The organism is Streptomyces sp. NPDC050147 (assembly GCF_040660195.1).
GTDB lineage: Bacteria > Actinomycetota > Actinomycetes > Streptomycetales > Streptomycetaceae > Streptomyces.
The window spans coordinates 47,572-56,372 of record NZ_JBFALJ010000040.1; the positions used below are offsets into that span (position 1 = coordinate 47,572).

Annotated in this window: 8 protein-coding genes; 3 read left to right on the plus strand and 5 right to left on the minus strand. The window is 71.2% G+C overall.

What is annotated here, in order from left to right:
* Positions 1–29 precede the first annotated feature (29 nt).
* The 5 genes from AB0I94_RS39525 to AB0I94_RS39545 all read right to left on the minus strand — a co-directional run bounded on the left by AB0I94_RS39525 (position 30) and on the right by AB0I94_RS39545 (position 5,196).
* Positions 30–1,136: a glycosyltransferase gene (locus AB0I94_RS39525; RefSeq protein WP_363314644.1), complete on the minus strand. Its 1,107-nt coding sequence runs from the start codon at positions 1,134–1,136 to the stop codon at positions 30–32.
* A complete protein-coding gene (locus AB0I94_RS39530) occupies positions 1,136–2,797 on the minus strand; it encodes a carbamoyltransferase C-terminal domain-containing protein (protein ID WP_363314645.1) in 1,662 nt (553 codons plus the stop codon). Before AB0I94_RS39530 ends, AB0I94_RS39525 begins: the two co-directional genes overlap by 1 nt.
* 152 nt (positions 2,798–2,949) lie before the next feature.
* Positions 2,950–3,912 carry an NAD-dependent epimerase/dehydratase family protein gene (locus tag AB0I94_RS39535; RefSeq protein WP_363314646.1) on the minus strand — a complete coding sequence of 321 codons (963 nt, stop codon included), beginning with the start codon at positions 3,910–3,912 and terminating at the stop codon, positions 2,950–2,952.
* 303 nt (positions 3,913–4,215) lie between these two features.
* Positions 4,216–4,632, minus strand: a complete 417-nt coding sequence (locus tag AB0I94_RS39540; protein ID WP_363314647.1) for a CBS domain-containing protein — start codon at positions 4,630–4,632, stop codon at positions 4,216–4,218.
* Positions 4,633–4,839: 207 nt separating this feature from the next.
* Positions 4,840–5,196 (minus strand): DUF6479 family protein, encoded by a 357-nt coding sequence (locus AB0I94_RS39545; RefSeq protein ID WP_363314648.1) that lies wholly within the window; start codon positions 5,194–5,196, stop codon positions 4,840–4,842.
* Between the two features lie 137 nt (positions 5,197–5,333).
* Here AB0I94_RS39545 and AB0I94_RS39550 point away from each other — a divergent pair, with 137 nt between their 5' ends.
* The 3 genes from AB0I94_RS39550 (at position 5,334) to AB0I94_RS39560 (ending at position 8,684) form a co-directional block, all read left to right on the plus strand.
* Positions 5,334–6,353, plus strand: coding sequence for a YihY/virulence factor BrkB family protein (locus tag AB0I94_RS39550; protein WP_363314649.1), 1,020 nt, complete (start codon positions 5,334–5,336; stop codon positions 6,351–6,353).
* Positions 6,354–6,402: 49 nt separating this feature from the next.
* Positions 6,403–6,882 (plus strand): MarR family transcriptional regulator, encoded by a 480-nt coding sequence (locus AB0I94_RS39555; protein WP_363314650.1) that lies wholly within the window; start codon positions 6,403–6,405, stop codon positions 6,880–6,882.
* A gap of 212 nt (positions 6,883–7,094) precedes the next feature.
* Positions 7,095–8,684, plus strand: coding sequence for an MFS transporter (locus tag AB0I94_RS39560; RefSeq protein WP_363314651.1), 1,590 nt, complete (start codon positions 7,095–7,097; stop codon positions 8,682–8,684).
* Positions 8,685–8,801: the final 117 nt, after the last annotated feature.

An 8,801-nucleotide genomic window follows, 5' to 3' on the forward strand; every position in this document is an offset into this window, starting at 1 on the left:
GGGGGGCGGGGCTTGTGCCGGGGGGTGGTTCATCGGCGCACCCGTTCCTCGCGGGTCGGCCGGAGCGGCGGGCCCGGGGCGCGGCCGGGCGCCGCGTGGCGCGGGTCGAGTGGCCCGGCCTCCCGGTGCACGGCCTGGCCCCGCAGCCAGTGCCAGACCGCGGCGGGCGGGATGAGCACGCTGGTCAGCGCCATGGCGGTCACTTCGTCCCGGTGCCGCGGCCCGGGGAGGATCCGGGCGAGGGCGAACTCGGCGGTGCCGGCCAGCCAGAGGGCGGCGCAGGCGGTGGCGGCTCCGGGTCTGCGCAGTGCGGCGCAGGCCAGGGTCGCGACGCCCGCGCCCGTCACCGCGAGGTGGCGGGGCAGCCGCCCGCGCGGTGCGGCGGCGCGGCTCCACCAGTCGGGTCCGTGCAGCCGCGTCATGAGCACGTCGTCCGCGTTGCCTGCCTGGAGGCGGACCGAGATCCAGGGTCCTGCCGGGCGTACCGGGTGGGCCGTGGAACGTGAGCCCCCGGCCACCGTCCAGCCGGCGGCGAGCACCCGCAGCGCGAGGTCGGCGTCCTCCCTGAAGGCCCGCCGGAACCGCTCGTCGAAGCCTCCGACGGCCTCCAGGGCTTCGCGGCGGTACGCCATGTCGGCGGTGATCCACCGCGCCGTGGCGAGCCCGGCGGTGTTGCGTTCCCAGTCCGTGGGCCTGCGGTCGGTGGGGAGCGGCACGTTGATGCGGGCGGTGACCGCCGCGTCGCCCGGGGCCGCCGCGGCGAGGTCGAGCGCGAGATCGTCTCGCCAGGTGGGGCCGGGGACGACGTCGTCGTCGAGGAAGACGATCCACGGCACGTCTCCGGCCGCTCGCCACCCGGTGTTGCGTGCGGCGGCCGGTCCGCGGGCCCGGCCGCTCACCACGGTGGTGACGGTGCGCAGGGAGGCCGGTATCTCGACGGGCAGCTCCGTCGTGCCGTCCGTTCCCGGACGGTCGTCGACGAGGATCAGGCGGTCCGGTTTCGGTCCGGCGGCCTCGGCGAGCGCGCGCAGGGTCACGGTCAGGCTGGGGCGTCCCAGGGTGGGGATCACCACGGCGTACGTGCCTTCGGCGGCTGCCGGGTCACCGTTGCGCTGCTGCTTGCGGTGCGGGGCCATCAGGCGTCACCGCCTTCAGCCGCCCGGAAGAGGTCCTGGCGGCGGATCACGTACGGGCCGATGGCCAGCAGGTCGACGGGCGAGGAGCCGAAGCACTCCAGGGCGTCGCGCGGGTCGTCCACCATGGGGCGGCCCGCCGTGTTGAGGCTGGTGTTGACGACGACCGGCAGCCCTGTGAGCCTCTCGAACTCGCCGAGCATGCGGGCGACCAGGGGTTCGCGTTCCCGGTCCACGGTCTGGATGCGGGCCGTGCCGTCGACGTGGACGACCGCCGGGATCCGGTCCCGCCAGGGCTCCGCCACGTCGTGCACGAAGAGCATGTACGGGCTGGGCATCGGCCCGTCGAAGATCTCCGGGGCACGGTCGGCGAGCACCATGGGCGCGACCGGCCGGAACTGTTCGCGGCCCTTGACGTCGTTGAGCCGTTCCAGGTTGCCCGCGTGGCCGGGGTGGGCCATGAGCGAGCGGTGGCCGAGGGCCCGGGGGCCGTACTCGGACCGGCCCTGGAACCAGGCGACGATCCGGTTCTCCGCCAGCGCCTGCGCGACCGTGGCCGCGATGTCCGCGGGCCGCTCGAAGGTCACGGCGGCCGTCTTCAGCCAGGCGCCGAGTTCGGCGTCCGACCAGTCGCGGCCCAGGTCGGCGCCGGTCATGGGCTCGGTCTTGACGCCCTCGCCCGCGGTGAGCAGCAGCGCTCCGCCGAGGGCGGTGCCCGCGTCACCGGCCGCGGGCTGCACCCACACCTGGGAGAAGGGGCCTTCGCGGGCGATCCGGGAGTTGGCGACGCAGTTCAGGGCGACGCCACCGGCGAGCGTGAGCACGCTGTGGTGCGTCTTGCCGTGCAGCCAGCGCGCCAGGTCGAGCAGGGTCTCCTCCAGGACGGCCTGCGCGCTGGCGGCCACGTCCGCGTGTGCCTGCGTCCAGGGCTCGTCCGCTCCGCGCGGCGGACACAGCTCGTGCCACGGCACGGCGGAGGCACGGAAGCCTCCGTCGCCGGTCGGATACACGTGCCGACGCAGCTCGGGGAGCATGCGCGGGGTGCCGTGGGAGGCGAGGGCCATCACCTTGAACTCGTCGGAGGAGCGCAGGAATCCGAGGTGTTCCGTGAGTTCCTCGTAGACGAGGCCGAGTGAGTGCGGCAGGTCCTGGGCGTACAGCGGTTCGAGCTTGTCGCGGACCCTTCGCGCGGCGAGGTGCGAGGCGCGCTCGCCGCGGCCGTCGAGGACCAGGACCGAGGAGTCCTCCGCGTCCGGCGCGGCGAAGGCGCTGGAGGCGGCGTGGGCCATGTGGTGCGGTACGAAGCGGACGATGCCGGGATCGAGGCCCGGCAGCGCGGCTTTGAGGAAGTTCGGGGCCTCGCGGGCGTACGTCTGCCGCAGGTGGTCCCAGGGGTCGTCGAGCCCCATGGACTCGGCGGGCCTGGCGAGTTCGGGGTCGTAGGAGTAGGCGACCGCGTCGAGGTCCTCGGGCCGGAGTCCGGCTCTGCGCAGACACCAGGCGGCGGCCTGCTCGGGCAGTTCCCAGGCCGAGAACGGCAGGGGGCGTTTCCCGTGTTTGCGCCGGGAGAATCGCTCCTCCTCGGCGGCGGCGACTGTCCGGCCGTCGACCACCAGGGCGGCGGCGGGGTCGTGGAAGAGGGCGTTGATTCCGAGGATGCGCATGGGATCGGAGATTCCTTCCGCGGTCCTTCGCACATGTCCGGACGGTCGGTCCTGGGCATGGGCGTGACCGCGATACGGGGGAACGTGTCCAAGCGGGGTCTGGGCCGGCAGGCTTCCCGTGGCGGGCGGCGCCGTGGAAGCGCCGCCACCGATCAGCCGTCCGCTCTGGCCCGGAACCAGTCGATGGTGCGCCGCAGGCCTTCCTCGGCGGAGACTTCTGGTTCCCATCCGAGCTTGTCGCGGGCCAGCGTGATGTCCGGGCAGCGGACGGCCGGGTCGTCCGTCGGCCGGTCGATGAAGCGGACCTCCGAGCGGGAGCCGGTGAGCTCGATGATGAGCCGCGCCAGTTCGAGCATGGTGATCTCGGTGGGGTTGCCGATGTTGACCGGGCCGCGCATTCCGTCGGCCGCTGCCGCGAGGATGCCGCGCACGGTGTCGTCCACGTAGCACAGCGAGCGGGTCTGGTTCCCGTCACCGGTGACGGTCAGCGGCTCTCCGTCGAGCGCCTGCCGGACGAAGGTCGGCACCGCCCGTCCGTCGTGGCCGCGCATCCGGGGGCCGTAGGTGTTGAACAGCCGCACGATGCCGGTGTCGGTGCCCTCGGCGTCGGCGTGGGCGGTGGTCAGCGCCTCACCGAAGCGCTTCGCCTCGTCGTACACGCTGCGCGGTCCGACGGGGTTGACGTGGCCCCAGTACCGCTCTTCCTGGGGGTTCTGCTGCGGGTCTCCGTAGACCTCCGACGTCGAGGCGAGTACGAAGCGGGCGTCGGACCGGTGCGCCAACTCCAGGGCGTTGCGGGTGCCGAGGCTGCCGGTGTCCAGCGTGTGCAGGGGCAGTCGCAGGTAGTCGGCCGGCGACGCCGGGGAGGCGAAGTGGAGGACGAGATCGGGCGGGCGCTCGACGGTGAGCCCTTCGGCCACGTTCGCCTGTATCAGCCGGAAGCCGGGGCGGTCCAGGAGCGGCGTCAGGTTCTCCGGCCGCCCTGTGCTGAAGTCGTCCACACAGGTCACGGCTGCGCCCGTGGCCAGCAGCGCGGTGCACAGATGCGAGCCGACGAAGCCACCGCCGCCGGTCACGACGGCGTGCTCCCAGCTTTTCGACAGAGCTGTGGTCATCCAAATCTCCTCCGTACGCGGGGCGGCGTAGCGGGTGCGCGGTGAGGACCGCCGGTCGCCGGTGGCGCCCAAGGGCCGCCGTCGTGTTCTCGATCAGCCTCTGCCACCTGAAGGCGGACGGCCCGGTGGTGTAGGGCATACGGGTGAATCGCCCGGACGCGCCGTGACGAGCCGTCCTCGTCACCTCAGCACCATGAGTCCTTCACGCGCGATGCCCGCCGGACCGCGCCGAGGGCGGGTCACAGCGGGCATCGGGGGGGGACGCGGACGGTCCGGTGGTCAGCCCTGAGGGAGGGCCGGTGGTCAGTCGGAGGAGAGGGCCGCCAGGAGGTCCCCCACCTGCGGGTCGGGAAGGCTGCGGGCCACATCGGCCTGGGCGACGACGCCGACGAGATCGTGGCCGTCGATCACCGGCAGCCTGCGGACCTTGTGGGACGTCATGGTGCGCATGATCTCGTCGGCGTCGTCGTCCGCCCCGATGGTGACGGCCTCGCCCTGTGCCAGCTCACCGGCGTTGGTGTCGGCCGGGTCCTTGCCCTGGCCGAGGACCTTCACGACGATGTCGCGGTCGGTGAGCATGCCCTTGAGGCGGTTGTCGGTGCCGCAGATCGGCAGTGCGCCGACGCCGAGTTCGGTCATCTTCTGGGCGGCGAGCAGGACGCTTTCTTCGGCGCCGATGCATTCCGCGCCGCCGGTCATGATCTCTCTGGCCGTGGTCATGTCACTCCATAGTCGGTTCGCTGAGGGGTGCTGGGTGCAGCCCTATGCGTTCCCGGGAGTGGTGGGTGGTCTACCGCCGCCGTACGGGTCTTCTTCGTCTTCGTCTTCGTCTACGTCTTCCGGCGCTCGGGGCGGCGCATTCCCGCAGAGAGGCCACCTGCGTACCGCTGAATACGGACGGTCGGAATAACCGCGTGAATACAGGAATCAGCTTCCGAGGCCGCCGCTGCCGAAGCTGCCGCCGTCGCCTTTCCTGTGGTCGGCCGGGTCCTGCGAAGGGCTGCGGTGGGTGCTGGAGGTGCCATATCCCTCCTTGAGCTCGTGCGGGGTGAGCCGACGCCCGTCGTGCGGCATCTCGTCCGGCTCGCGGTACTCACGCTCCTCCCGGACCGGGCCGTCGTACGGCCGTTTCGGCTGTTCCTCGGGGCGCGGCTTCCGCGTCTCGCGTGCTTGAACGCGTCGCCCCCAGTAGAAGGCGGCGAGCAGCACGCCCACCACGACGAGACCGGCGAGCCACATCAACAGGTGGGCGGTGGATGAGGCAGCAAGCTCCATAGTTTCCATATAACGACTGTTCCCGCCCTGCGCGGAAAATACCTTGCTCGGCACTTATTACGTACGAACGGACAGCCGGTTCCCGCACTTGGGGAACGTGCCTGGTCCGCTTGTGAGAAACGCCGGCCGACGGTACAGGTGAATACATGGCACGTCGTGAGAGCAGGGAGTCGGATACGGGGTACGGCCCCGATCCAGAGGTGGAGCGCAGGTCCCCGGACGCTCCGACGAAACTCGGAAAGAAGTCGTGGTGGGCGGTGCTGCGCCGGACAATGCGGGAGTTCAAGAAGGACGAGCTCACCGACCGCGCAGCGGCGCTGACCTACTACGGAATCCTGGCGCTCTTCCCTGCTCTGCTGGTACTGGTCTCGCTGCTGGGGATCGTCGACAAGTCGGCCACGGACAAGCTGCTGGACAACATCACCAAGTTCACGCCCGGTTCCGCCCGTGATGTGATCACGAACGCGGTGCAGCAGCTGCAGGGGAACGCCGGGATCGGCTCGGTGATGGCGATCGTCGGTCTGGTCCTCGCGGTCTGGTCCGCCTCCGGCTACGTCGCGGCGTTCATCCGTACCGCCAACGCCGTCTACGACGTCCCCGAGGGCCGGCCGGTGTGGAAGGTGTTGCCGGTCCGCCTGGGTGTCACGGTGGTGCTGATGATCCTGGCGGTGGTCAGCGCGCTCATCGTGGTCTTCAGCGGACCGCTGGCCCGTCAGGCCGGCACGGCGCTGGGCATCGGGGACACCGCCCTGACCGTGTGGTCCATCGCCAAGTGGCCGGTCCTTGTGGTCCTGGTCACGATCATGATCTCGATCCTCTACTGGGCGACGCCGAACGCGCGGGTGAAGGGCTTTCGCTGGGTCACGCCGGGCAGCTTCCTCGCGCTGCTGATCTGGATGATCGCGTCCGCCGGATTCGCGCTCTACGTGGCGAACTTCGCCTCGTACAACAAGACCTACGGAACGTTCGCCGGCGTCATCGTCTTCCTCGTGTGGCTGTGGATCACGAATCTGGCGATCCTCCTCGGCCTGGAACTCGACGCCGAGACCTCCCGCCAGCGGGCCATCACCGGTGGCCACCCCGAGCAGGAGGAGCCGTACGTCGAGCCGCGTGACACGCGCAAGTGGGACGAGCAGGACAAGCGACGCCTGGAGGACCAGGAGTGACAGTAAGGTCTTTGGACATACCTATGCGTCAAGAGGTACCCTCGGCGTCATGCCCGATTCCAGCGCGTCCGCCCAGGACCTCGACCGTGTGGCCTCAGCGCTCGCGGCGAGCCTGCCCGCGCTGAACCGAGCCCTCGACCGGCACGTGGGCCGCGACTTCGCGCAGCCCAAGCCCTCGGAGGCACAGCTGGCGCTGCTGCGTCTGGTGGCCCAGGAAGAAGGCACCACCGTCCGCGAGGCCGCCGAAGCGCTGCTGATGCGGCCGAACAACGTCAGCGCCCTGGTTTCCCAGCTCACCGAGCTCGGCCTGCTGGAACGGCGGCAGGACGCGGACGACAAGCGGATCGCGCATCTGCATCTGACCTCCCGCGCCCAGCGCGAGCTGGCCGAGGTCCGGCGCCTGGAGGGTGAACATCTCTCCCGCGCCCTGCAGTTCCTCACCCAGGGCGAGCGCGACGCCCTGGGCTCGGCCGTCGGCGCGCTCGCCTCGCTGACGCGGCAGCTGCACGTCGCGCCTCCGGCGGAGTAGACCCACACCCCCGACACGGGGCGTTCTTGGTTTTCGACCGACCCGCGCAAGGCCCTTCACCCGACCCACGCACGGTCCTTCACCGACCCGCGCACGACTCTCCGCGCGCCCGGCCGTGCTCGACGTCGCCCTGGAGCCGGCCCGACGGCGCTGCCCGGGCGCTCCCCCTCGTCTCTTCCCCTCGTAACTCTCACCACAGACAAGGCACGTTCATGCCGTCCACCACCGTGGATCACTCTCCCCTGCCCGCTCACTCCCCGCCGGAAGCGGGGACCCCCAAGGGCAGGCGCGCCAACCCCTGGCTGACGCTCATCGCCGTGGCCTTCGGGCTCTTCATGGTCCAGCTCGACGCCTCCGTCGTCGCCATCGCCAACCCCGAGATCGGCCGTGCCCTGCGGGCGTCCACCGCGGACCTCCAGTGGGTCACCAACGCCTATCTGCTCGCCCTGGCCGCCTCGCTCATCCTGGGCGGCAAGCTCGGTGACCGCTTCGGGCGCCGCACGTTCTACATCGTCGGCGTCATCGGGTTCACGCTCGCCTCGGTCGCCATCGGCCTCTCGGGCTCGGTCGAGGGCGTCATCGCCTTCCGGGCCGTGCAGGGATTCTTCGGCGGCCTGCTGATGCCCAACACCCTTGGCCTGTTGCGCACCGCCTTCCCGCCGCGGAAGTTCGGCATGGCCGTGGGCATCTGGGCCATGGTCTCCGCGGTGTCGACCGCGCTGGGACCGATCGTCGGCGGACTCCTCCTGGAGAACGTCTCCTGGGAGTCCGTCTTCTACATCAACGCCCCCATAGGCGTGATCGCCCTGCTGGTCAGCGCCGCCGTACTGCCGCAGAGCAAGAACTCCACGGGCTCCCAGCGCTTCGACGTCCTCGGGGTCGTCCTGCTGGCCGTCGCACTGCTGTGCGTGGTCTTCGGCGTCGTCAAGGGAGAGACCTGGGGCTGGGCCTCCGCCGGCACGCTCGGGTGCGCCGGTGCGGGTGTGCTGCTCCTCGGCGTCTTCGGCTGGTACGAGACCCGCGTGGCGCATCCGCTGCTGCCGATGCGGCTCTTCCGCAGCCGGGCGCTGACCACCGGCACGGTCATCACCGCCCTGAACTTCTTCGTCATGCTCGGCGTGATCTTCTTCGTGATGCTGTACCTGCAGAACGTGCGCGGCTTCTCGCCGGTCGAGGCCGGTGTGCGCACCCTGCCGCTCAGCCTCGCCTCTCTGGTGGCCTCCCCGCTGGGCGCGGCGCTCACCGCCCGCTTCGGGCCGCGCCTGACGATGCCGCTCGGCATGCTGTTCCAGGCCGCCGCCGCCTTCTCCATGCTCACCTGGGACACCGGCTCGTCGTACGCCACCATGTGGCCGCCGTTCGTCGCGCTCGGCCTGGGCGTCGGCATGGTCCTCTCCGCCTCGTCCGACGCCATCGTCGGTCAGGCCCCCGTCCAGGACGCGGGCGTGGCCGGTGGCTTGCAGGCCACCGCCCTGCAGATCGGCGGCGCGCTCGGCACCTCTGTCCTCATCTCGCTCATCAGCAGCCGGGTCGGCTCGACGCTGACCGGCGAACTGACCGGCGCGGGCGTCCCGGAGCCCGTGGCGACCGGGCTCCACAAGGCTCAGGACGCGGTGTCGATGGGCGCGGCCCCGGTCTCGCCCGACATGCCCGCGCAGTTGAGGTCGGCGGTCGTGGAGGGCAGCAGTCAGGCGTTCATGAACGGTGTGCACACGGCCGTGACCGTGACCGGAGTGCTCTGTCTGCTGGGCGCCCTCGGTGCGGCGGCGGGACTGCGGCGCACCACTGCCTCGCGGCACTAGGGGCGGGCGCGGGTTCGCGAGAAGGGCGAAGGCACCGAGGGCCAGGGCGACCCTGCCGTCAGGCGCTGGCGGCGGATCGCGCAGCTGGTGATGCGCAGGCCCGTCGTCGTCGCGGTC

Excerpts from the sequence above, each read along its gene's own strand:
- AB0I94_RS39525 (WP_363314644.1), bottom strand. The coding sequence starts at position 1,136 with ATGGCCCCGCACCGCAAGCAGCAGCGCAACGGTGACCCGGCAGCCGCC.
- AB0I94_RS39560 (WP_363314651.1), top strand. The coding sequence starts at position 7,095 with ATGCCGTCCACCACCGTGGATCACTCTCCCCTGCCCGCTCACTCCCCG.
- AB0I94_RS39540 (WP_363314647.1), bottom strand. The coding sequence starts at position 4,632 with ATGACCACGGCCAGAGAGATCATGACCGGCGGCGCGGAATGCATCGGC.
- AB0I94_RS39550 (WP_363314649.1), top strand. The coding sequence starts at position 5,334 with ATGGCACGTCGTGAGAGCAGGGAGTCGGATACGGGGTACGGCCCCGAT.
- AB0I94_RS39535 (WP_363314646.1), bottom strand. The coding sequence starts at position 3,912 with ATGACCACAGCTCTGTCGAAAAGCTGGGAGCACGCCGTCGTGACCGGC.
- AB0I94_RS39545 (WP_363314648.1), bottom strand. The coding sequence starts at position 5,196 with ATGGAAACTATGGAGCTTGCTGCCTCATCCACCGCCCACCTGTTGATG.
- AB0I94_RS39555 (WP_363314650.1), top strand. The coding sequence starts at position 6,403 with ATGCCCGATTCCAGCGCGTCCGCCCAGGACCTCGACCGTGTGGCCTCA.
- AB0I94_RS39530 (WP_363314645.1), bottom strand. The coding sequence starts at position 2,797 with ATGCGCATCCTCGGAATCAACGCCCTCTTCCACGACCCCGCCGCCGCC.